The sequence below is a fragment of the Bradyrhizobium cenepequi genome (assembly GCF_020329485.1).
Classification (GTDB): domain Bacteria; phylum Pseudomonadota; class Alphaproteobacteria; order Rhizobiales; family Xanthobacteraceae; genus Bradyrhizobium; species Bradyrhizobium cenepequi.
Window position 1 is genome coordinate 123,409 of the sequence record NZ_JAGKJI010000009.1, and the last position, 21,778, is coordinate 145,186.

Sequence of the window (21,778 nt, forward strand, 5' to 3'; positions counted from 1 at the left end):
CTCACCCTGAGGCGCCGGACTTCACCAGCTTGTAGAACACCGAATCCATCAGTGCCTGGAACGAGGCATCGATGATGTTCGGCGACACGCCGACCGTCGTCCAGCTCTCGCCGGTCTCATCTTCGCTCTCGATCAGCACGCGCGTCACCGCCTCCGTGCCGCCGTTGAGGATACGCACGCGGTAATCGATCAGCTTCAATCCATCGATGTATTTCTGATACTTGCCGAGGTCCTTGCGCAAAGCGACGTCGAGCGCGTTCACGGGGCCGTTGCCTTCGGCGGCCGAGATCAGTCGCTCGCCGGCGACGTCGACCTTCACCACCGCGAGCGCGACCGTGACGCGCTGGCCGAGCGCGTTGTAGCGCTGCTCGACATTGACGTCGAACTGCTCGACCTTGAAATATTCCGGTACTTTTCCAAGCGTGCGCCGCGCCAGCAATTCGAACGAGGCGTTGGCGGATTCATAGGCGAAGCCCGCAGCCTCCCGTTCCTTCAGCTCAGCGACGAGGCGCGTGAGCTTCGGGTCGTTCTTCTCGTAGGGAACGCCGGCGCGGTCGAGCTCGGCGATGACGTTGGAGCGTCCGGCCTGGTCCGACACCAGCACTTTGCGGTGATTGCCGACGGATTCCGGCGACACGTGCTCGTAGGTGTGCGGGTCCTTCAACACGGCGGAAGCATGGATGCCGGTCTTGGTGACGAAGGCGCTCTCGCCGACATAAGCCGCGTGCCGGTTGGGCGCGCGGTTGAGCATGTCATCGAGTATGCGCGACACCTTCACCAGCGTCGTCATCTTCTCGGCCGTGACGCCGATTTCGAAATTGTCGGAGAACTCCTTCTTCAACCGCAGCGTCGGGATCAGCGAGCAGAGGTTGGCGTTGCCGCATCGCTCGCCTAAGCCGTTCAGCGTGCCCTGGATCTGGCGCGCGCCGGCGCGCACCGCGGCAAGCGAGTTCGCCACGGCCTGCTCGGTGTCGTTATGGGCGTGGATGCCGAGATGGCTGCCGGGGATGTGGCGCACGACATCGCCGACAATGGTTTCGATCTCGTGCGGCATCGTGCCGCCATTGGTGTCGCACAACACCACCCAGCGCGCGCCGGCCTCATAGGCGGCCCTGGCGCAGGCCAGAGCGAACTCGGCATTCTCCTTGTAGCCGTCGAAGAAATGCTCGCAATCGACCATCACCTCGCGCCCCGCAGCCGTCGCCGCGGCGACGCTGTCACGGATCGAAGCGAGGTTCTCCTCATTCGTGGTCTCCAGCGCGACCCGGACCTGATAGGCGCTCGACTTCGCGACGAAGCAGATCGCATCCGCCTTCGCCTCCACGATCGCCGCCAAGCCGGGATCGTTGGATGCCGAACGGCCCGGACGCCGCGTCATGCCGAAGGCGGTGAAGCGCGCATGATCGAATTTCGGTTTTGCCGAGAAGAACTCGGTGTCGGTCGGGTTGGCACCGGGATAGCCGCCCTCGACATAGTCGATGCCGAGTTCGTCCAGCATCTGTGCGATCACCTGCTTGTCCTGCAGCGTGAAATCAACGCCGTTGGTCTGCGCGCCGTCGCGCAAGGTGGTGTCGAAGAGATAGAGGCGCTCGCAGCTCACGATGCGCCTCCCGCGGCAGCGCCATTGGCCAGGGTCTTCTGCATCGTGGTGTTGGCGAGCCACTCCCCCTCAATGCTCAAGCTGTTGCGCTGCTTGGCGACGTAACCGCGTTTGCGGAAGAAATCCAGCGCGTTGTCGCTGGCATCGACCGAGAGCGTCTTGGTGCCTCGCGCGCCGGCGAGCTTTTCAAGGGCATCGCATAACATCGCGCCGACGCCCTGCCCCGCTACGCTCGGATGCACATAGAGCAGATCGATGTGGTTGTTGTTCTTCAGCGAAGCAAAGCCGACCGGCGAATTCTCAACCGTCGCGATCAGCGTCAACTCCCCCGCCAGCTTCTTGCCGAAGTCTACCTCGTCATCCGCCACGGCTGCCCAGGCTTCCTGCTGCGTTTCGCTGTAATCGTTCCCGGTCAGTTCCTGGATGGCGGCCACGAAGATCGCCGCCAGGATCGGTGTATCCGCCGGCAAGAACGGTCGGAGTGCCGGTTGCGGGAGTGCCTGTGCCATCGGGTCAAAAGACTCCCAGAAGTTTCAGGACGAGCAGGATCGCAGCGACAATCACCGCCCACTTGACGAAGATGTAATAGCGCCAGTGTTTCGGGAAAGGCGTGTCGGGACGGGTCATCATGCCAATTCCCATGTGGTCACGGGTTTGCCGTCGGCATCCTTGCCGTCCTTCAGCACAACGCCTTTGGCCGCGAGCTCGTCGCGGATACGATCGGACTCCTTGAAATCCTTTCGCGCCCGCGCGGCTGCCCGATCGGAGACCAGGCCTTCAACCCATTTCGGGTCGATGCCACTCGCCTGCTGCTTGCGACCCTTCCATTCCACGGCGCTCTGGCCAAGAAAGCCGAGGAACCGGAGCGACGCCGCGAAAGTTCCGCGCGCCTGTTCATCGTGCACAGCCGCGCTCCGCAATCCATGCAGCGCCGCGATGGTCTGTGCCGTGTTGAGGTCGTCGGACAATGCCTCGACAACAGCCTCCGCCGGCCGGCCGCCCACGGCATCGGCCGCGACCGCGTACCAGTCGTCGAGCGTCTTTTCGCTTTCTTCCAGCCCCTTCAGCGTCCAGTCGATCGGCGAGCGATAATGGGTCTTGAGCATGTTGAGGCGCAGCACTTCGCCCGGCCAATCCGCCAGCAATTCCCGGATCGTGACGAAATTGCCGAGCGACTTCGACATCTTCTCGCCTTCAACCTGCAGGAAGCCATTGTGCATCCAGGTGTTTGCCATCCGCGCTTCGTGGAAGGCGCAGCAGCTTTGCGCGAGTTCGTTCTCGTGATGCGGGAACACGAGGTCGATGCCGCCGCCATGAATGTCGAACTGCTCACCGAGGTGCTTCCAGGCCATTGCCGAGCATTCGATATGCCAGCCCGGACGCCCCTGCACGGCGATGCCTGATGGCGACGGCCAGGACGGCTCGCCGGGCTTCGAGGGCTTCCACAGCACGAAATCGGTATTGTCGCGCTTGTAGGGGGCAACGTCGACGCGGGCGCCCGCGATCATCTCGTCCAGGGAGCGGTTGGCGAGTGCGCCATACCGCGGCAGCACGCCATTGGTCGCATTCATCGCCTGCGGCGAAAACAGCACATGGTCTTCGGCGACGTAGGCAAATCCGTCCGAGACCAGCTTTTCGATCAGCACGCGCATCTCTGCGATGTGCTCGGTCGCGCGCGGCTCGACCGTGGGCCGCAGCGCGCTGAGCGCGTCGACGTCCTCGTGGAACTGCCGTTCCGTCTGCGCAGTGACCTTGCGAATCGCCTCGTTTAGCGGCAGGCCGGGAAAATCCCGCGCGGCGCGATCGTTGATCTTGTCATCGACGTCGGTGACGTTGCGGACATATTTGACGTGGTTCTCGCCATAGACATGCCGCAGCAGGCGGAACAGCACGTCGAAGACGATCACCGGGCGCGCGTTGCCAATATGGGCGAAGTCGTAGACCGTCGGCCCGCAGACATATATGCGCACATTATTGGGATCGAGCGGCACGAAGGCCCGCTTTTCCCGGGTCAACGTATCGTACAGACGCAATTGCATGGAATACCCGTCCGTTGTGGCCGGGGCGTCACGTGATCTCGATGTGAGAAAAGACGGCCTCAGCCAGCGAATCGCTAGCTAATAATCTCGCGGCAGATGCTGCAGATGGCGAGGTGGCCGTTCATGGTTCCACCATGGCGCCATCCGAGGGACGCCGTCAAGGGCTGTTTGCGCCCGTTTGAGGGCGATTTCGGCGCTTGCGATGATTCCAAGGACGGCATGGTTAATCATTATTAACGTCTTGGGCCTAATCGGATAGGCACCGGTTCCCTTCCCCTCTGGTGTCCCATGCGGTTTCGATCCGCATTTCTTGCCTGCACATTCATTTTCGTCTCCTCCGCCGCACTGGCCGACAGCCGCGTCTTCATCATCGCCAACCATGATGACGGCTATGGCGTCGACGAATGCCTCGCGCGAGGCGACAAATGCGGGGCGCACGCTGCCCGCTCCTATTGCCAGTCACGCGATTTTGCACAGGCCACCGCCTATCGCCGGGTCGATCCCGACGAAATCACCGGCGCCGTTCCAAAGGCCGGAGAAAATTGCGCTGGCGGCGCTTGCAGCGAATATATCGCCATCACCTGCCAGCGCTGATCCGGTCTGCGCTGCCAAGGTGCGATCAAGGGCCGGTATTCTCACGGGCTTTTGCCATATCGGGGCCCCGGAAACGACGTGACGCTGCCCTGAGAAACGGCTATTGCAGGCGGCCTTGCCCGCGCCATTCCGGCTTGCCCGCCGCGCGGCGTCATTCTGTGACTGGACATGCCCAATCGCCTGAACTCTTGCTTCTCCCAGTGGATTTTGACCTGCGCCCTCCTGCTCGGTACTGCCCTGCCGGGCGGCGATGCGTTGGCACAGACGCCTGACGATGCTTACGCGCAGATGCCCCAGGAGGCGCAGCCCCCGCAACAGAGCGCCAACCCGATCTGCATCCGGCTCGAGGGCCAGCTTGCGACCATCGACCGCGGCGGCGGCAACGGCGATCCGATCAGGGACGAGCAGATCCGCCGTTACCAGGATGCCGCCTCGAGACAGCAGGCCGAGCTCGACCGCGTGACCGCGCAGGCGCGGCGGATGGGCTGCGACTCTTCCGGCTTCTTCTCGCTGTTCAACAACAACTCGGCGCAATGCGGTCCGATCAACACCCAGATCCAGCAGATGCGCGGCAATCTCGACCAGATGACGACGAGCCTGGAGCGGATGCGCAGCGGCGGGCTCGGCGGCGCCGACCGCGAGAACCAGCGCCGCTCGGTATTGGCCGCACTGGCGCAGAACAATTGCGGCCCGCAATATGCCAATGCCGTGCGGGGGCCTGGCAATTTCCTCGACAACCTCTTCGGCAATCATAGCGATGATAGCAACGTGACCATTGCGCCGCCGACCGGCGACCTCGCTCCGCAATCCGGCACCTATCGCACGGTCTGCGTGCGCAGCTGCGACGGCGCCTATTTCCCGGTCTCGTTTGCGACGGTGCAGGCGCGCTTTGCTGATGACGAGAAGACCTGTAAGGCGCAATGCCCGGCAGCGGAAGCAACCCTGTTCGCCTATCGCAATCCCGGCGAGGACATCAATCAGGCGGTGTCGATCAACGGCCAGCCCTACACGTCGCTGCCAAACGCGTTCAAGTTCCGCACCGAGTTCAACCCATCCTGCTCCTGCAAGCCGGCGGGCCAGACCTGGGCCGAGGCGCTGAAATCGGTCGACGACAAAGCCGCCGTCGAGCAGCAGGGCGACATCATCGTCACCGAGGAGAGCGCGCGGAAGATGCAGTTGCGCGCGCAACAGCAGGCCACGAAGCAGGCGCCCGCCGGCAAGAAGGGCGCGGCGTCGGCGAATGCAGGCCCGGCACCCGAAACGCCGGCTGCGCCGGCCGATCCGACGCCGCCAGGCGATCGGCCGATCCGCACTGTCGGCCCGCCCTTCATCCCGCAGAAGCAGCAATAGCTAACTCTCAAATGCCTCCACTGAGGCGCGGGTGCCGCGGGTGGCCAGCTTCTCGTCCGGCTGCGGCAACGCCTCGCCGTGATCGCGGAAGCGGTTGGTGATGGGATAGCGGCGGTCGCGGCCGAAATTCTTAGGTGTGACCTTAACGCCGGGCGCGGCCTGCCGGCGCTTGTACTCGGCGATGTAAAGCAGGCGGTCGATGCGCGCGACCAGTTCGCGATCAAAGCCTACGGCGATGATCGACGCCAAAGGCTCCTCGCGCTCCACCAGCCGTTCCAGGATCGCGTCGAGCACATCGTAAGGCGGCAGCGAATCCTGGTCGGTCTGGTTCTCGCGCAGTTCGGCCGTCGGCGGCCGCGTGATGATCGAGGGCGGGATCACCACGCCGGACGGACCGAGCGCGCCTTCAGGTTTCCAGGTATTGCGCAAGGCAGCGAGCCGGAACACCTGGGTCTTGTAGATGTCCTTGATCGGGTTGAAGCCGCCATTCATATCACCGTAAAGCGTGGCATAGCCGACCGACATCTCGGACTTGTTGCCGGTGGTGACCACCATCGCGCCGGTCTTGTTCGAGAGCGCCATCAACAACGTGCCGCGGGTCCGCGCCTGCAGGTTCTCCTCGGTGATGTCGCGCGGCAGGCCCTTGAACGGCTCGGCCAGGATCTTCTCGAACCCGTTCACCGCGTCCGCGATCGGCAAGACCTCGTAGCGGATGCCGAGCATCTTGGTCAGGCCTGCCGCATCATCCAGCGACACCTGGGCCGTATAGCGGAACGGCAGCATCACGCCGTGAACTTGCTCGGTGCCGAGCGCATCCACCGCAATCGCCGCGCACAGCGCGGAATCGATGCCGCCGGAAATGCCGAGCAGCACGCCCGGAAAGCCGTTCTTGCGGACGTAGTCGCGCAAGCCGAGCACGCAGGCCGCGTAGTCCGCCCTGTCGTCCTCAAGCAGCGGCGTGATCGGCCCGTTGCAGCGCCAGCCCGCCTCACCCCTGGTCCAGCGCAGGGTCGTGACGCTCTCCTCGAAAGGTGGAAGCTGTGCCGCCACCGAGAGATCGGCGTTGAGCGCGAACGAGGCGCCGTCGAACACCAGTTCGTCCTGCCCACCGACTTCGTTTAGATAGATCAAGGGCAAGCCGCTCTCGGTGACGCGGGCGACCGCGATCGAAAGCCGGAGATCGTTCTTGTCGCGCGCATAGGGCGAGCCGTTCGGTACGACCAGGATTTCCGCGCCGGTCTCGGCGAGACATTCGACGACGTTCTCGTAGTCCTCGGACTCTTCGAGCCAGATGTCCTCGCAGATGGGCACGCCGACCCGGACGCCCTTCACCGTAACCGGGCCCGGCGCAGGTCCGCGCGCGAACAGCCGTTTCTCGTCGAACACGCCGTAGTTCGGCAAATTCGCCTTGAAGCGCAGCGCGGCGACGCGGCCGCCGTCGAGCAGCGCGCACGCGTTATAGAGCTTGCCGTCCTCGACCCAGGGCGTCCCGATCAGGACCGCCGGACCGCCATCGGCGGTCTCGCGCGCCAGTTCCTCGACCGCGGCGCGGCAGGCGGCCTGGAAGGCCGGCTTCAGGATCAAGTCCTCCGGCGGGTAGCCGGCGATGAACAGCTCCGACAGCACCATGAGATCGGCGCCAGCGGCCTTCGCCGTCTCGCGCGCGGCGCGCGCCTGCACGGCGTTGCCGGCGACGTCGCCGACCGTCGGATTCAATTGCGCCAGTGTAACAATGAACTCAGCTTCGCTCATGAGATCAATGGTGCCTTGCACCTATGTAAACTGCAATCGCCTGCGTTAGATCATGCCCATGCGCTCGGCGAGGGCGAACAGCCAGAACAGCCCGGCCATCACCAGGGCCACGCCGACCGCGGCGGAGCCCATGTCCTTGACCCGCCCGATCTGCGGATCGTGGTCCATGGTCAGGCGGTCGGCGAGCTTCTCGATCGCGGTGTTGAGCAGCTCGATCACGAGCACCAGCACCACGGTTGCAACCAGCTCAACCCGGCGCATTACCGTGGCGCCGATCAGCCAGGCCGCCGGCACCGACAATAACAGCGCCACCACCTCCTCGCGAACCGCCTGCTCCGAGCGGATCGCGAAGCCGAGGCCGTTCCACGAGTTGATGGTGGCCCGCCAGAACCGCAGCAAGTGTCAGAGCCCCGCGGCTGCCGGCATCGGTTTGACCTTGCTCGCGCGCTCCTGTTTCAACAGCTCCGCAATCAGGAAGGCCATGTCGATCGACTGTTCGGCGTTGAGGCGGGGATCGCAGACCGTGTGGTAGCGGTCATTGAGATCCTCGTCCGTGATCGCGCGCGCCCCGCCGATGCATTCGGTGACGTCCTGCCCGGTCATCTCCAGGTGAACGCCGCCGGCATGAGTGCCTTCGGCCTGGTGGATGGTGAAGAACGACTTCACTTCCGACAGCACCCGGTCGAACGGGCGGGTCTTGTAGCCGGAGGTCGAGGTGATGGTGTTGCCATGCATGGGATCGCAGGACCACACCACCGTGCGCCCTTCCCGCTGCACCGCCCGGATCAGCGCCGGCAGGTGCTCGCCGACCTTGTCGGCGCCGAAGCGGGCGATCAGGGTCAGCCGTCCGGGCTCGTTGTCGGGGCTCAGCACGTCGATCAATCTCAAAAGCTCATCGGCCTTCAGCGACGGGCCGCATTTCAGGCCGATCGGGTTCTTGATGCCGCGGAAATATTCGACATGGCCGTTCTCGAGCTGGCGGGTGCGGTCGCCGATCCAGAGCATGTGGCCGGAGGTCGCATACCAGTCGCCGGTCGTGGAATCGACCCGCGTCAGCGCCTGCTCATAGCCGAGCAGCAGGGCCTCGTGGCTGGTATAGAAATCGGTCGAGCGCAATTCCGGATGGCTCTCCAGGTCGAGGCCGCAGGCGCGCATGAAATTCAACGCTTCCGAGATGCGGTCAGCGAGCTCCTTGTAACGGCGCGACTGCGGCGAGTCCTTCAGGAAGCCGAGCATCCACTGATGCACGCTGCCGAGATTGGCGAAGCCGCCGGTGGCGAACGCCCGCAGCAAATTGAGGGTCGCCGCCGACTGCCGGTAGGCCATCATCTGGCGCTGCGGATCGGGCGTGCGCGCTTCCTTGGTGAAGGCGATATCGTTGATGATGTCGCCGCGATAGCTCGGCAGTTCGACGCCACCGACCTTCTCGGTCGGCGAGGAGCGCGGTTTTGCAAATTGCCCGGCGATACGCCCGACTTTCACGACGGGCAGCGCGCCGGCGTAGGTCAGGACGACGGCCATCTGCAGGAGCACGCGGAAGAAGTCGCGGATGTTGTTCGCGCCGTGCTCGGCAAAGCTTTCCGCGCAGTCGCCGCCCTGCAGCAGGAAGGCCTCGCCCGCAGCGACGCGTGCCAGCGCCTTCTTCAGGTTGCGCGCTTCTCCCGCGAACACCAGCGGCGGAAAGGTCGCAAGCTGCGCCTCGACGTCAGCCAAGGCCTTGGCATCGGGATAGTCCGGCACCTGCAAGACCGTCTTGGCGCGCCAACTGTCGGGTGTCCAGCGCTCGGACATGGGCGTTAACTCCTGAGCAAAAACCGCTACTTATCCGGGAAAGCGAAGCTATATATACAGGCTGTTCAAGGACCGCCAGCCGGATTTCCACCTGCCCGCTCAAGCCCTTGCGGCAACAGCCGAATTCGCATTTGTTAGAGCAAAACGCTAACGCCAAGGAAAACCCGTAAGTGGCCGAGGCTGCGCTCGACGACATCTTCTTCGACGACATCATTCTGCCCGCCATCGACGGCCATCCTCTCGGTGCGACGCTGTTCCTGCCCCGCGGCGCCAAGCGTAAAGCCGTTCTGATCAATTCGGCGACCGCAGTGCCGCGCAAGGTCTACAAGGGCTTTGCCGCCTATCTCGCCAAGCGCGGCTCCGTCGTCCTCACCTACGATTATCGCGGCACCGGCGATTCCAGGCAGAAGGCACCGACCGGAGCCAGCCAGCCGAAATCGCTGGCCGGCTTCAAGGCTTCGATGTCGGACTGGGCTGCGCTCGACGTTACTGCCACCGTGGCCTGGATGCGCGAGCGCTACCAGGCGCTGCCGCTCGCCTATGTCGGCCACTCCTTCGGCGGCCAGGCGCTGGGCCTGATACCGAACAACACAGAGGTGTCGCGCGCGCTCCTGGTCGCTTCGCAGGCCGGCTACTGGAAACTGTTCGCCTCGCCGGAGCGCTATCGCGTCTATGCCGCCATGAATTTCGTCCTTCTGCCGTTGACGCGCATGCTCGGCTACACGCCCGGTTGGGCGGGGCTCGGTATGGATTTGCCGAAAGGCGTGTTCGAGCAATGGACGAATTGGGTCAACAGCCCACGCTATCTGTTCGATGATGCCGCGCTCACCGCGGTGTCGAATTTTGCGAAGTTCACGGGCGCCTTGCGCGCGGTCTGCATCAGCGACGATCCCTGGGCGACGCGGCCCGCGGTCGAACTCTTGTGCTCGGGATTTGACGCCGCCAAGCCGGAGATCATCTCGATCACGCCTGACGAGGCTGGCGTCAACAAGATCGGCCATTTCGGTTTCTTTCGTCCCGAACACCGCGATACGCTCTGGCGCGGTGCCGCGGAGTGGATTGAGGCGAGTGAGTGAAGCTCGAGGACCGCAGATCGTAGGATGGGTAGAGCGCAGCGAAACCCATCGGTTTTGGAGCCAGCCGCGCGAATGATGGGTTTCGCTGCGCTCTACCCATCCTACGTCCGGTTCGATTTTCAAACAGCTTCTCCGGTCATCGTCCGGCTTGACCGGACGATCCAGTATTCCAGAGGCGTCCGAGCTTGAACCGAGAGGCCGCCGATTACTGGATGCCCGCCTTCGCGGGCATGACGGTGAAGAATGGTGAGAGGATGTGCGTCCGCGTTCTCGCGGCATGCATAGCCCGAGCTTTGCATCTCGTTTCACCCTCTCATTGAAGTGAGGGCGCAGGGAAAGCCGGGTGCCGGTCGCACCCGTGGGCCCCGTGCAACAAAAAGCACGGGGGTAGGACCACAGGTCAACCGGAGCAACACCGGCTTTCCCTGCGCAGTGGTTTTACGGCTTACTTCGTGCTCTTCCCGGTGACCGGGCTTTCTTGCCACCGTCATCTCTCGCGCAAATTTCTTCGCGCAAAAAACTTAGCGCCAGCGTCGGGGCGCCAGAACCACACGACTTCGCCGTCCGCTGATGCCGCGTTCGTCTTTCGCAACACCCGCGTCCACCGCATCCTACCGCAACGTTCGTGACGATCGCGAGCCGCCCCTCATTCGGGTGAGACGCGCGGAGTTAAATCACTGATTTGCCCGACGACGGAAGCGGAATATTTTTCGCTGAGAGTCTGGACAGACTTTCGGCTGATTTGCCCGTCGGGTTGATTTGTCGCACCGAAGGTGACCACATCGTCATTGCGAGCGGAGCGAAGCAATCAATAGCGCCGCGAGCGGAGGCATGGATTGCTTCGCTCCACTCGCAATGACGGGAGCCTGAGGCCCAATGGATTCCGGGCTCGTCCTTCGGACGCCCCGGAATGACGGCGTGAGTTGGTTCAGGCGAGCCGCAGAGTTGCACTTGCGCCTAGTGGCGGCAACGACGTCGTTTCGATTGGCCACGGGTCTTCTTTGCGAGCAAGCGTTTCAACTTGGCCCGCAGGCGAAGCACCTCTTCATACTGGGCGCGGAGATCGTTTCTGATCCACGGCAGTGATGGCGGCTCATTGCGGCGGTTGCGGTTTGGCATACCGCAACCCTAGTGCCAAGTTTTCCCGACCGCAGCACAATACCGCAATTAAGCTTGATGCCGCGGTTTCAGGTTAATTCTGGAACCAGCGGTTGCAGCAAAAGGAAAGCTTTCGCTACCGCGCCACTGGACTTGCGGGTGATTTGCCAGAGCTACGGTTCTGATTGAATCAGAACCGAAGCTCCGGATTCTTGTTTTGATGCGTTTTCTGCCCAGATAAGTCTACGCAATCTGCGTAAACTTGATTGCTATGCGAACCGGTCTCCACTTCGCTCGAAAACGCTCTAGTCCTCTCAATGCGCCATGCTGCGTCCGGCCGCTTCGCAGGCCTGCATGCAGCGGCGGCAGGCGTCGGCGCAGATGCGGCAATGCTCGTGCTCGCCTGCATGCTTCTGGCATTCGTCGGCGCAGAGCCGGCAGGCCGCAGTGCAAGTGTGCAGCATGCGGCGGATCATTTCGTCATCCCAGCCCGTCTGACGGGTGGCCATCCTGCCGGTGATATTGCACACGTCGGCGCAATCGAGGTTGAGGCGGATGCACTGCGTCAGCGACTTGACCATCTCCTCCGCGAGGCAGGCGTCGGCGCAAGCGGTACAGATCTGGGCGCAGGAATAACATTGCTCGATGCAGCGGGCGAGCAGGCCCTCGCCCTCGCCATGGGCCCGTGGATGGCGACTGATCATTTCCTGGACTTGCATGGAACTCTCCCAATTCGAGGATCCTCTCCGTTCGCCTAATCGCCGAGTTTCGGAAAGGTTCTCTGCGTGCATGAAAACAGGCTCATCAGCCCGCCACTGTGCCAATACACTCGAAGAAGCGTTTTCGAACGGCAGCATCGCAGGGCCGACCAAGTTCCATACGCCCCCGCGTCGCCTGCACGAGGCAACATTAGAGCGAGGTTCATCGATGCGATGGATTTGGGGCAGCCCTCAGGCCCGATCAGGTCAGGTCTCAATGACCTCGCCGTCTTCCTTGACGAAGCGGCCGATGTGCGGATTAGGCAGCAGCTCCAATACCGCTTCGGAAGGCCGACACAACTTGACCCCTTTGGGCGTCACCACGATCGGACGATTGATCAGGATTGGATGCGCGAGCATCTGATCAATCAACTCGTCATCGGACCATTTTGGGTCATTCAGACCGAGTTCGTGAAACGGCGTGCCCTTCTCCCGCAGAAGCGCCCGAACGGGCGCGTTCATAGCCTTGATGAGTTCGACAAGCCTTTCACGAGAAGGCGGCGTCTTCAGATATTCGATGACAACAGGCTCGACGCCGCTTTGCCGGATCATGGCGAGCGTATTGCGCGAGGTGCCGCAATTCGGATTGTGATAGATCGTGACGGTCATGGTCGTGTCTCCGCAATGGCGACAGGGCCGCGCACCGCGGGCCGCCCAAGCAGCCAGTTCATCAGAAGCATGCCGGCGATCGCCCCGCAGAGTTCGGCCAGAATGAATCCTGGAAGGTCAAAGGGGCGAATGCCGGAGAAGGTATTCGTCAGGGAGCGCGCGATTGCGACCGCTGGGTTGGCGAACGACGTTGACGCCGTGAACCAGTACGCCGCCGTGATGTAGAGGCCAACCAGCCACGGGACAGCGGTACGCTGGAAGCGGATGCCAGCCAGAATCGTAGCGACCAGACCGAAGGCGGCGACGGCTTCCGCAAACCATTGCGCTCCGCCGGTGCGGACCTTCATCGAGAAGTCGATCAGAGGGTGCGCGAACATCAGATGCGCCGCCATCGTGCCGATGGCGCCGCCGGCGATCTGCGCGACGATGTAGAGCGAGGCTTCATTCACGGGCAGTTCGCGTTTACCCGCGAAGACAAGCGTGACGGCCGGATTGAAGTGTGCGCCAGAAATCGGACCGAGGACGGTGATCAGAACAACCAGGATGGCTCCGGTCGGCAAGGTATTGCAAAGAAGCGCAAGAGCGACGTCCTTCGTCAGGGTCTCGGCCATGATGCCGGAGCCAACCACGGTGGCGACGAGAATGCCCGTGCCGAGGGCTTCGGCCGTGAGACGCCGGAAAAGATCGAACGTGTCCATCAGCCGGCCTTTGGCGTTGGATGTGTTGCGCCATCGGAGCGACCGATCTCGCGCAGCTTGGTGCCCAGCGAGAGCTTGTCGATGCTTCGCAGCGGGAGGCTCACGAAGGTGCCGATCCGGTTCTTGAGGTAGCGGAAGGCGGTCATGAACGCAGCCTGCTTTTCCAACTCCGTGCCCTGGGCCTCGGCGGGATCCTCAATGCCCCAGTGCGCGGTCATCGGTTGGCCCGGCCAAATGGGGCAGGCCTCACCCGCGGCGTTGTCACAGACGGTGAAGACGAAATCCATCACCGGGGCATCAGGCGCTGCGAACTCCAGCCAGCTCTTCGAGCGCATGCCGTCGGTCGGATAATCCATGCTCTCGAGCGTGCGCAGCGCCAACGGGTGCACTGCCCCCTTCGGGGCACTGCCGGCGGAAAAGGCCTGGAATCGGCCGGCTCCGTCCTTTCGCAGGATCGATTCCGCGAGGATCGAGCGCGCCGAGTTGCCGGTGCAGAGGAATAGGACATTGTAGGGGTGGTCAGCCACGGGTTCGCTCCTTTCGTTTCGGAGAACAGCAGGACTGCAGGCTCTCGACGACGGGCGTGCAGACTTCCGGTCGTCCGTCGCAGCAATCCCTGAGAAGGAAGAGAGCGATGTCGCGAAATTCGGTGAGATTGGCGCGGTAGACGATTGACCGACTGCGCCGTTCCGAAGTCACAAGGCGCGCGCGAGTGAGGATCGAGAGATGCGCCGAGAGCGTGTTCGGCGGAACTTCCAGCAGGCGGGCGAGATCACCCGCTGCGAGGCCATCAGGTTCGTGCCTGACCAACGTCCGGAAGGCCTCCAGACGGGTTGATTGGGAAAGCGCCGCGAGGGCGAGCACCGCTTCTTCAGTTTCCATATATCCAGAGTTATGGAAATATTGGGATCGAGTCAACCGGATTCATCCGGTTGACGGACGCTGCCCTTATTTCCAATATACTAGAAATACCGTTTGACAAGGGCACTGATCGGGCCCATCTTCCCGACATGAAGATCGATGATGCAGCCGCGCGCCTGGAGGCATTGGGCAACCCGACCAGGCTCAAGATTTATCGAACGCTGGTCCGCGCCGGGCGTGCCGGCATGCCGGTTGGGCGCCTGCAGGAGCGGCTCAAGATTCCGGCGTCGACGCTGTCGCACCACGTCAAGGCGCTTGTGTCCGTAGGACTGATCTCTCAGGTGCGCGAGGGCACGACGCTGGTTTGCCACGCCGAATATGACACGATGCGAGGCCTCGTAGATTTCCTTGTGGCGGAGTGCTGCGCCGAAGAGAAGCAATGCAAGGAGGCGCAGACGGCGGCCTGATTTTTTGACCCGATTATTCGCCAATTCTAGAAGGATAGGATCAGCAAAATGCGCGCAGGAAAGACGGTCGCGATCATCGGAGCCGGTCCCGTCGGACTCGCCGCGGCGGCGCACGTGATCGAGCGCGGCATGACGCCCGTGGTGCTGGAGGCTGGGAGTGAGGCCGGTCACGCCATGCGCCAATGGTCGCATGTAAAGCTGTTCTCGCCGTGGCAATACAATGTCGATGAAGCCGCGCGCCGGCTGCTGGAGCCCAATGGCTGGAATTCGCCGGACCCACAAGCCTATCCGACCGGCGGCGAACTGGTGGAGCGATATCTGGAGCCTCTCGCCGCCAGGACCGTCCTTCAAGACCACATCCACGTTTCCGCGCGCGTGACCGGCATCAGTCGGGTTGGATTGGACAAGGTGAAGACCAGGGGTCGGGGCGATGCCCCCTTCGAGCTTCGCTACCAAAACGGCGCGGGCGAAAAGACGCTGCGTGCCGACGCGGTGATCGATGTGTCCGGCACCTGGTGGTCACCCAACCCTGCTGGCGCCAATGGCCTGCCCGCGATCGGTGAAAGGGAAGCTGCCATCCGGATCGCCTATGGCATGCCCGACGTTCTCGGTGCACAACGAGCACGGTACGCATCCAAGCGCGTCGCCGTGCTCGGGGCGGGACACTCGGCCGTCGGCACCTTGATTGATCTTGTCACGCTGGCTCAATCAGCTCCGGGCACCGAGGTTTGCTGGTTGATCCGTGGCGATGATCCGGCAAAATCCTTTGGTGGCGGCGCCAACGACAAGCTCGAGGCGCGCGGCGCACTGGGCAGCATGTTTGCCGAACTCGTGCAGCGCGGAAGCGTGCGCGTCGAGCCAGCTTTCCGCGTTACGCATTTGACCGTGGTGGAGGACGGGCTTCGGATCGGCGCCGGCTCCGCCTGCTGCGGCCGATCGCTCATTGTGGATGAACTGATCGTTGCGACGGGCTTCCGTCCCGACGTTGGCTTTCTCAGCGAACTGCGCCTTTCGCTGGATCCCGCACTCGATTGTCCACCCGCACTGGCGCCGCTGATTGATCCGAATGAGCATAGCTGCGGAACCGTGCGCCCGCATGGTGCGCTCGAGCTGGCACATCCCGAACCCGGATTTTACATCGCCGGAATGAAGTCGTACGGGCGGGCGCCGACTTTCCTGATGCTGACCGGCTACGAACAGGTCCGGTCGATCGCGGCGGAGCTTGCGGGCGACATTCAGGCCGCACGCCGGGTCGAGCTCGTGCTTCCGGAAACCGGCGTCTGCAACGTTTCGGCTTCGGTGAAGGATGGTGGTTGCTGCGGCGGCCCCGCTGGAACAGATGCATCGGCCTGCTGCGCCGCCGACGAGACAGCCCGGCAATTGGGCGATTCCGGTTGCGGCTGTTCATGAAGGAAGCCGCGGTCGGCTCGCTGCCTGTCATCGTCGCGCTCGGCACCACGCAGACCATCGCATGGGCGTCGAGCTACTACCTTCCCGCCATTCTGGCAGCGCCGATCGCGCGTGACCTGTCGATAGAGCCGACTTACGTGTTTGGTGCACTGTCGGGCGGGCTCGTCATCGCCGGCCTGCTCGGGCCACGCGTCGGCCACGCCATCGATACGTTCGGCGGGCGCGGATTGCTGGCGAGCTCGAATCTCGTCTTTGCGAGCGGTCTGCTGTTGCTTTCGATGGCAGGTGGACCGATCGTCCTGATCGCGGCTTGGATCGTGCTCGGGATCGCGATGGGAATGGGCCTGTATGAGGCCGCCTTTGCCACGCTCACCCACATCTATGGCGCCGCGGCGCGACGGCCGATCACCGGCATCACCCTGATCGCAGGTTTCGCCAGCACAGTGGGATGGCCGATTTCGACCTGGCTTGATTCCGAACTGGGCTGGCGGGCGGCCTGCCAGATCTGGGCTCTTGTTCACATTGGATTGGCACTGCCCCTCAACCTTTCCCTGCCGCGCCTGACGCCGCTTGCGAAGATCGATGCCCCGCAGCCGCAAGTGGGCAATGGGTCGGGTCAGAGCGAGACGTTTGCAATGGTGGCGCTCGCCTACATGTTCGCCGCCTCAGGGTTTGTGAGTTCGGGCCTTTCGGCACTTCTGCCGACCATCCTGGTGCAATTGGGCGCGACGCCGGCGGCGGCGCTGTTTGCGGGAACACTGGTGGGGCCGGCCCAGGTCGGGGCACGCATCATCGAAGCGGGATGGCTGGCGCGCTACCACCCGCTGTTGTCAGCGCGGCTTGCGACGTTGATGAATCCGCTTGGCGTGGTGATCCTCACTCTCGGGGGTCCTGTGTTCGCACCGCTCTTTGCGATCTTCTATGGCGCAGGGAACGGCATCATCACGATCGCCCGTGGTACGTTGCCGTTGGCCTTGTTCGGACCCAGGGGATTCGGGAAACGTGTCGGACTGATCTCCCTTCCCGCGCGTGCGACCGGAGCGCTGGCACCGCTCGCCGTGGGCTTGACAGTGGAACACTTCGGCGCCAGCGCGCTTTGGGTCAGCGCCCTGGCCTCGCTATCGGCATTCCTCGCCTTGCTCCTGTTACGTCCGGCCCGCACCGCGTGACGGATAGATGACGGGCAAAGCGTCCGACGCGCTCTCGCTTCTATAGTCGCAGGGCGCCGGCGTCGCGGCGGGTTGATCAGCATCAAAGGAGCGAAGGCGCCGTTCGGCTAACCATGATAGCGAAGCCGGGAAATGCCAACAACAGGGGAAGTCCTGTGATGTCGCCTGCAGCCGCAACGAATTTCGTGCCCATCGGCAAAGCCGCACCGCAAGTGGATGCAAGGCAAGCGATGTCCGCCATCGTCAACGGGAAGAGCGTGAGCAGTCAGACGACGGAAAAGATCAGCGTCAGGAACCTCAACTTCTATTACGAGGACGGCAACCAGGCGCTGCGCGATGTGACTGTGCCGATCTACGACAAATGCGTCACGGCGTTCATGGGTCCCTCGGGCTGCGGCAAGTCCACCTTGCTCCGCGTGCTCAACCGTATGCACGATCTCTATCCGGGCCAGCGCGCGGAAGGAGAGATCCTGTTCAACGGCGAGAACATCCTCGGACGTATCGACGTCTACCAGCTGCGGGCGCGGATCGGCATGGTGTTTCAGAAGCCGACGCCATTCCCGATGACGGTCTATGACAACATCGCGTTCGGGATCCGCCTGCAGCGCGAGGTCTCGAAGGGCGAGATGGACGAGCTCGTCGAAGCGGCGCTGCGCCGCGCGGCGCTATGGGACGAGGTGAAGGACGATCTGTTGCGCAACGGCTTCGAACTCTCGGGCGGCCAGCAGCAGCGGCTGAGCATTGCCCGTGCGATTGCGGTAAAGCCGGAAGTGCTGCTACTCGACGAGCCCTGCTCGTCGATCGATCCGATCTCTTCGGCCAAGATCGAGCATACCATCGACGAGATCAAGCAGGATCATGCGATCGTCATCGTCACGCACAATCTGCAGCAGGCAGCGCGGGTATCCGACTTCGCCGGCTTCATGTATCTCGGCGAATTGATCGAGTTCGGAACCGTCCAGGATATTTTCGTCAGCCCGAAGAAGCAGCAGACGGAGCGGTTCCTGACCGGCCGGTTTGGATGAGATGTTCTTGTCATTCCGGGATGCGTGCGAAGCACGCAGGCCCGGAATCCATTGGGCCGCAGACGCAAGTGATGAATAGATTCTCTGATGTGCAATTGCACATCAGAGCTCGCGCTTTGCGCGCCCCGGAACGACGGATGAAGTGAAAGAGAAATCGACGGGTTACGCTTCGCTAACCCGCCCTATGACCCTGCTACAGCCCTGCCCTACTATTTCAGGCAACTTCCAGTGTCGGGATATTCTTGATCTTCTCGCCAAGCTCCTGCTGCGCCTGATGCAAATCGCAGCGCTTCTGCAGATTGAGCCAGAGATCGGGACCGTTTCCGCACAGCTTCCCAAGTCGCAACGCCATGATCGGCGTCACCGGCTGCCTTTCCATCAGCACATCGTAAAGCGTCTGGCGCGAAACGCCCAGCAGCTTGGCGATCTCCGTCTTGGGTCGACCGATGGCCGGCAAAATCTCCTCGCGAAGAAGTTCGCCCGGATGCATCGGCGGTAAACCTCGTTTCGGAACCTTCCTGGCCATGAACTTGTCCTCAGTGATAGTCTTCTAGATCGACATCGACGGCATCGCCCTCGATCCAAACGAACGTGATACGCCAGTTTCCGCTCGCGTTCACAGCGTAGCGACCTTTTCCGCGGCCAACGAGCGCATGAAAGCGGGCCTTCGCTACTCCGCAGCCTGTCTCACATAACGCGCGGTCGGGGTGCGCATGGTCACGAGTTCTTCGGCGGCCGTCGGGTGGAGCGCGAAGGTGGCGTCGAAATCGGCCTTGGTCGCTTTCATCTTCACCGCGATCGCAACCGCCTGGATGATCTCGGCGGCGCAATCGCCGACGATGTGACAGCCGAGCACGCGATCGCTGGCGCCGTCGACCACGAGCTTCATCAGCACGCGGGTGTCGCGGCCTGACATCGTCGCCTTGATGGGGCGGAAACTGGTCTTGTAGATGTCGACGCGGCTCACTTGCGCGCGCGCCTCGGTTTCGGTCAGGCCGACCGTGCCGACCTCGGGCTGCGAGAATACCGCGGTCGGAATGCTGGCGTGATCGACCTGCACCGGGCGCTTGCCGAACACGGTGTCGGCAAAGGCGTGGCCCTCGCGGATCGCGACCGGCGTCAGGTTGTGGCGATGGGTGACATCGCCGATGGCGTAGATGTTCGGCACCGAGCTTTTCGACCAGGCATCGACCGCGATGCCGCCGTTGTTCGGATTGATGGCGACGCGCGCCTTCTCCAGGCCGAGATTGGCGACGTTCGGATGGCGCCCGATCGCGAACATCACCCTCTCTGAGGCCAGGCTCGATCCGTTCGACAGATGCGTGGTGAATTCCTTGCCGTGACGGTCGACCTTGGTGACGGTGCAGCCGGTCAGGATGGTGATGCCACGCTTCTCCATCTCGGCGCGGACATGCTCCCGGACGTCCTCATCAAAGCCGCGCAGGATGTTGTCGCCGCGGTAGATCACGGTGACGTCGGAGCCGAGGCCGGCGAAGATGCCGGCGAATTCCAGTGCGATATAGCCGCCGCCCTGGATCACGATGCGCCTCGGCAATTCAGCCAGGTGGAACGCCTCGTTCGACGAGATCACGTGCTCGATGCCGGGAATCTCGGGCCCATGGTTGGGCGCGCCGCCGGTCGCAATCAGCGTGTAGTTGGCCTTGACCGTCTCACCGGTCGCAAGACGCAGCGTGTGCGCATCCTCGAAGACAGCCCGCGTCTTGACGATGTGCGCGCCGGATTTCTCGACATTGGTCGTGTAGGCCGCCTCCAGCCGCGCGATCTCCTTGTCCTTGTTGGCGACCAGCGTCGGCCAGTCGAACGAGGCCTGCGGGATGGTCCAGCCGAAACCGGCGGCATCCTCGATCTCCTGCTGGACGTGCGAGCCCATCACGAACAGCTTTTTCGGCACGCAGCCGCGGATCACGCAGGTACCGCCCATCCGGTACTCTTCGGCGACCATGACCTTCGCGCCATGGCCTGCGGCGATACGGGCGGCGCGAACCCCGCCCGAACCGCCTCCGATGACGAACAGATCGACGTCGTAATCAGCCATGGCGCCTATGTCCTAAACCAGAGCATGATCCGGAAAAGTGGACACCGGTTTTCCGAAAAGATCATGCTCAAACAAAGAGCTAAAGCGGGATTACATTTCGAAGAAAAGTCATCCCCGCTTTGGATCAGATCTCCTTGCCGCGCTTGCGCATCTCGGCCCGGAACTGGGCGTTCACGACCTCCGCGAACTGCTGTGCCCATTGGTTCATATAGGACATCGAGAACTGGATTGCGCGGGGCTCGCTGGCGAGCAGCTTCTGGCCGAGCGGCGACTTGTAGAAGGTGACGAGGTCCTTCAGTTCCTGCTCGGTGAATTCGTTGGCATAGACCTTGGCCATGCCCTCGCCGATCTCCTGCTCGCGGCCGGCCAGGTTCTTGGCGACGATGGCGGCGACCTCGTTGAGGTCCTTCTGGTAGTTGAGGTTGGACTGCAGCAGACTTTCCTTGGTCTGCAGCACGATGTTGGGAACGGCGTTGGCGTACATCGCGCTCGCGTTCTTCATCTTGAGGATTTCCTTCGCCGCTGCGATCGCCGCAGGCGAGCCTTCCTTCAGCGCCGGCGCCGGTGCGGGAGCCGGCGCCTTCTGCTGCGCGCTCACCGATACGGCGGTCAGGGCCACACCCACTGCCAGGCCGGCGGCCGCCAAAATCCGTACAAAGCTCGTCATTCCAACTCTCCCAGAATTTACGGCGTCAACGCCGTTCAACAACGCGAATTCCCTGCGTGCCCGCCAGCACGACCATGCCGGCGAGACCGATGAACAACCCGTGCTCGACGATGCCGGGGATCACGCTCAGCAGCCCGGCCAAGCGCGGCGCGTCCCCTATCCGTGCAAGGTGGGCGTCGACAATCCAGTGGCCGCCATCAGTGACAAAAACGTGACCGTCTTTGGCCGTCCGCAGCACCATCTGCCCGGCAACGCCGGCTTCCGCAAAGGCCTTCGCGATCGCCGCCTTGGTCGCCGCGAGCCCGAACGGGATCACCTCGATCGGCAGCGGGAAACGGCCGAGCGCATCGACCCATTTGCTGTCATCGGCGATCACGATCATGCGATCGGATGCGGCCGCCACGATCTTCTCGCGGAGCAGCGCACCGCCGCCGCCCTTGATCAGGTTGAGCGCGGGATCGACCTCGTCGGCGCCGTCGACGGTGAGATCGAGATGGTCGATCTCGTCCAGCGTGGTGAGGGCAATGCCGCAGGCTTCCGCCTGCACGCGGGTCGCCTCCGAGGTCGGCACCCCCACCACCTTCATGCCGGCCCGCACCTTCTCACCGAGCAGGTCAACGAAATGCTTGGCAGTGGAGCCGGTGCCGAGCCCGAGCTTCATGCCGTCGCGCACCTCTTCAAGGGCGCGCGCCGCGGCCTGTCGTTTCAATCCGTCCATGTCCACGTTTCGACGATTCCCAAGCGCTTGGGAGCGGACC

The 21,778-nt window shown here is 63.0% G+C and carries 22 protein-coding genes; 7 read left to right on the plus strand and 15 right to left on the minus strand.

Annotated elements, in window-relative coordinates:
* Position 1 precedes the first annotated feature (1 nt).
* From cimA to cysS, 3 genes are all read right to left on the minus strand, one after another.
* The gene (gene cimA / locus J6497_RS13430; RefSeq protein ID WP_225704741.1) at positions 2–1,600 is read right to left on the minus strand and encodes a citramalate synthase; all 1,599 of its coding nucleotides are present in this window, start codon (positions 1,598–1,600) and stop codon (positions 2–4) included.
* Complete coding sequence (locus tag J6497_RS13435) at positions 1,597–2,109, minus strand: GNAT family N-acetyltransferase (RefSeq protein ID WP_225704742.1); 513 nt, start codon at positions 2,107–2,109, stop codon at positions 1,597–1,599. The genes cimA and J6497_RS13435 overlap by 4 nt, the downstream gene beginning before the upstream one ends.
* A 117-nt stretch (positions 2,110–2,226) precedes the next feature.
* The gene (gene cysS, locus J6497_RS13440) at positions 2,227–3,639 is read right to left on the minus strand and encodes a cysteine--tRNA ligase (RefSeq protein ID WP_225704743.1); all 1,413 of its coding nucleotides are present in this window, start codon (positions 3,637–3,639) and stop codon (positions 2,227–2,229) included.
* 288 nt (positions 3,640–3,927) lie between these two features.
* On the opposite strand from cysS, the gene J6497_RS13445 reads away from it, so the two are divergent.
* Both J6497_RS13445 and J6497_RS13450 read left to right on the plus strand, forming a co-directional pair.
* Entirely contained in the window at positions 3,928–4,233 is a 306-nt protein-coding gene (locus J6497_RS13445; protein WP_225704744.1) for a hypothetical protein, read from the plus strand.
* 168 nt (positions 4,234–4,401) lie between these two features.
* Complete coding sequence (locus J6497_RS13450; RefSeq protein ID WP_225704745.1) at positions 4,402–5,583, plus strand: DUF2865 domain-containing protein; 1,182 nt, start codon at positions 4,402–4,404, stop codon at positions 5,581–5,583.
* Here J6497_RS13450 and J6497_RS13455 read toward each other — a convergent pair whose 3' ends face one another.
* The 3 genes from J6497_RS13455 to J6497_RS13465 are packed head-to-tail and all read right to left on the minus strand — an operon-like array spanning position 5,584 to position 9,126.
* Positions 5,584–7,335: an NAD+ synthase gene (locus J6497_RS13455; protein ID WP_225704746.1), complete on the minus strand. Its 1,752-nt coding sequence runs from the start codon at positions 7,333–7,335 to the stop codon at positions 5,584–5,586. It lies immediately after the preceding gene.
* Positions 7,336–7,380: 45 nt separating this feature from the next.
* A complete protein-coding gene (locus tag J6497_RS13460) occupies positions 7,381–7,734 on the minus strand; it encodes a diacylglycerol kinase (RefSeq protein ID WP_225704747.1) in 354 nt (117 codons plus the stop codon).
* Between the two features lie 3 nt (positions 7,735–7,737).
* The gene (locus J6497_RS13465) at positions 7,738–9,126 is read right to left on the minus strand and encodes a class II 3-deoxy-7-phosphoheptulonate synthase (RefSeq protein ID WP_225704748.1); all 1,389 of its coding nucleotides are present in this window, start codon (positions 9,124–9,126) and stop codon (positions 7,738–7,740) included.
* 170 nt (positions 9,127–9,296) lie between these two features.
* Between J6497_RS13465 and J6497_RS13470 the strand changes: the two genes are divergently transcribed.
* Positions 9,297–10,202 (plus strand): alpha/beta hydrolase family protein, encoded by a 906-nt coding sequence (locus J6497_RS13470; RefSeq protein WP_225704749.1) that lies wholly within the window; start codon positions 9,297–9,299, stop codon positions 10,200–10,202.
* 1,412 nt (positions 10,203–11,614) lie between these two features.
* Here the strand turns inward: J6497_RS13470 and J6497_RS13475 are convergent.
* The 5 genes from J6497_RS13475 to J6497_RS13495 form a co-directional block, all read right to left on the minus strand.
* Positions 11,615–12,019, minus strand: coding sequence for a four-helix bundle copper-binding protein (locus J6497_RS13475; protein ID WP_225704750.1), 405 nt, complete (start codon positions 12,017–12,019; stop codon positions 11,615–11,617).
* 246 nt (positions 12,020–12,265) lie between these two features.
* Positions 12,266–12,667: an arsenate reductase (glutaredoxin) gene (gene arsC, locus J6497_RS13480; RefSeq protein WP_225704751.1), complete on the minus strand. Its 402-nt coding sequence runs from the start codon at positions 12,665–12,667 to the stop codon at positions 12,266–12,268.
* On the minus strand, positions 12,664–13,365 hold the full coding sequence (locus J6497_RS13485) for an aquaporin (protein WP_225704752.1): 702 nt from the start codon (positions 13,363–13,365) through the stop codon (positions 12,664–12,666). Before J6497_RS13485 ends, arsC begins: the two co-directional genes overlap by 4 nt.
* Positions 13,365–13,892, minus strand: a complete 528-nt coding sequence (locus J6497_RS13490) for an arsenate reductase ArsC (protein ID WP_225704753.1) — start codon at positions 13,890–13,892, stop codon at positions 13,365–13,367. Before J6497_RS13490 ends, J6497_RS13485 begins: the two co-directional genes overlap by 1 nt.
* Entirely contained in the window at positions 13,885–14,247 is a 363-nt protein-coding gene (locus tag J6497_RS13495) for an ArsR/SmtB family transcription factor (protein ID WP_225704754.1), read from the minus strand. Before J6497_RS13495 ends, J6497_RS13490 begins: the two co-directional genes overlap by 8 nt.
* 128 nt (positions 14,248–14,375) lie before the next feature.
* Here J6497_RS13495 and J6497_RS13500 point away from each other — a divergent pair, with 128 nt between their 5' ends.
* The 4 genes from J6497_RS13500 (at position 14,376) to pstB (ending at position 18,297) form a co-directional block, all read left to right on the plus strand.
* On the plus strand, positions 14,376–14,693 hold the full coding sequence (locus J6497_RS13500) for an ArsR/SmtB family transcription factor (protein ID WP_225704755.1): 318 nt from the start codon (positions 14,376–14,378) through the stop codon (positions 14,691–14,693).
* 48 nt (positions 14,694–14,741) lie between these two features.
* Positions 14,742–16,103, plus strand: coding sequence for an FAD-dependent oxidoreductase (locus J6497_RS13505; protein ID WP_225704756.1), 1,362 nt, complete (start codon positions 14,742–14,744; stop codon positions 16,101–16,103).
* Positions 16,100–17,272 carry an MFS transporter gene (locus J6497_RS13510; protein WP_225704757.1) on the plus strand — a complete coding sequence of 391 codons (1,173 nt, stop codon included), beginning with the start codon at positions 16,100–16,102 and terminating at the stop codon, positions 17,270–17,272. Before J6497_RS13505 ends, J6497_RS13510 begins: the two co-directional genes overlap by 4 nt.
* A gap of 230 nt (positions 17,273–17,502) precedes the next feature.
* On the plus strand, positions 17,503–18,297 hold the full coding sequence (gene pstB, locus J6497_RS13515; protein WP_225704805.1) for a phosphate ABC transporter ATP-binding protein PstB: 795 nt from the start codon (positions 17,503–17,505) through the stop codon (positions 18,295–18,297).
* A 214-nt stretch (positions 18,298–18,511) separates the two neighbouring features.
* Here pstB and J6497_RS13520 read toward each other — a convergent pair whose 3' ends face one another.
* The 4 genes from J6497_RS13520 to rpiA all read right to left on the minus strand — a co-directional run bounded on the left by J6497_RS13520 (position 18,512) and on the right by rpiA (position 21,738).
* Positions 18,512–18,823 (minus strand): HigA family addiction module antitoxin, encoded by a 312-nt coding sequence (locus J6497_RS13520; RefSeq protein WP_225704758.1) that lies wholly within the window; start codon positions 18,821–18,823, stop codon positions 18,512–18,514.
* 144 nt (positions 18,824–18,967) lie between these two features.
* The gene (gene gor / locus J6497_RS13525) at positions 18,968–20,353 is read right to left on the minus strand and encodes a glutathione-disulfide reductase (protein WP_225704759.1); all 1,386 of its coding nucleotides are present in this window, start codon (positions 20,351–20,353) and stop codon (positions 18,968–18,970) included.
* 124 nt (positions 20,354–20,477) lie between these two features.
* A complete protein-coding gene (locus J6497_RS13530) occupies positions 20,478–21,020 on the minus strand; it encodes a DUF2059 domain-containing protein (RefSeq protein WP_225704760.1) in 543 nt (180 codons plus the stop codon).
* A 25-nt stretch (positions 21,021–21,045) separates the two neighbouring features.
* Positions 21,046–21,738 (minus strand): ribose-5-phosphate isomerase RpiA, encoded by a 693-nt coding sequence (rpiA, locus tag J6497_RS13535; RefSeq protein ID WP_225704761.1) that lies wholly within the window; start codon positions 21,736–21,738, stop codon positions 21,046–21,048.
* Positions 21,739–21,778 lie beyond the last annotated feature (40 nt).

Coding starts and splice junctions, on each gene's coding strand:
- J6497_RS13435 (WP_225704742.1), bottom strand. CDS start 2,109: ATGGCACAGGCACTCCCGCAACCGGCACTCCGACCGTTCTTGCCGGCG.
- cysS (WP_225704743.1), bottom strand. CDS start 3,639: ATGCAATTGCGTCTGTACGATACGTTGACCCGGGAAAAGCGGGCCTTC.
- J6497_RS13445 (WP_225704744.1), top strand. CDS start 3,928: ATGCGGTTTCGATCCGCATTTCTTGCCTGCACATTCATTTTCGTCTCC.
- J6497_RS13450 (WP_225704745.1), top strand. CDS start 4,402: ATGCCCAATCGCCTGAACTCTTGCTTCTCCCAGTGGATTTTGACCTGC.
- J6497_RS13455 (WP_225704746.1), bottom strand. CDS start 7,335: ATGAGCGAAGCTGAGTTCATTGTTACACTGGCGCAATTGAATCCGACG.
- J6497_RS13465 (WP_225704748.1), bottom strand. CDS start 9,126: ATGTCCGAGCGCTGGACACCCGACAGTTGGCGCGCCAAGACGGTCTTG.
- J6497_RS13475 (WP_225704750.1), bottom strand. CDS start 12,019: ATGCAAGTCCAGGAAATGATCAGTCGCCATCCACGGGCCCATGGCGAG.
- arsC (WP_225704751.1), bottom strand. CDS start 12,667: ATGACCGTCACGATCTATCACAATCCGAATTGCGGCACCTCGCGCAAT.
- J6497_RS13485 (WP_225704752.1), bottom strand. CDS start 13,365: ATGGACACGTTCGATCTTTTCCGGCGTCTCACGGCCGAAGCCCTCGGC.
- J6497_RS13495 (WP_225704754.1), bottom strand. CDS start 14,247: ATGGAAACTGAAGAAGCGGTGCTCGCCCTCGCGGCGCTTTCCCAATCA.
- J6497_RS13500 (WP_225704755.1), top strand. CDS start 14,376: ATGAAGATCGATGATGCAGCCGCGCGCCTGGAGGCATTGGGCAACCCG.
- J6497_RS13505 (WP_225704756.1), top strand. CDS start 14,742: ATGCGCGCAGGAAAGACGGTCGCGATCATCGGAGCCGGTCCCGTCGGA.
- J6497_RS13510 (WP_225704757.1), top strand. CDS start 16,100: ATGAAGGAAGCCGCGGTCGGCTCGCTGCCTGTCATCGTCGCGCTCGGC.
- pstB (WP_225704805.1), top strand. CDS start 17,503: ATGTCCGCCATCGTCAACGGGAAGAGCGTGAGCAGTCAGACGACGGAA.
- J6497_RS13520 (WP_225704758.1), bottom strand. CDS start 18,823: ATGGCCAGGAAGGTTCCGAAACGAGGTTTACCGCCGATGCATCCGGGC.
- gor (WP_225704759.1), bottom strand. CDS start 20,353: ATGGCTGATTACGACGTCGATCTGTTCGTCATCGGAGGCGGTTCGGGC.
- J6497_RS13530 (WP_225704760.1), bottom strand. CDS start 21,020: ATGACGAGCTTTGTACGGATTTTGGCGGCCGCCGGCCTGGCAGTGGGT.
- rpiA (WP_225704761.1), bottom strand. CDS start 21,738: ATGGACGGATTGAAACGACAGGCCGCGGCGCGCGCCCTTGAAGAGGTG.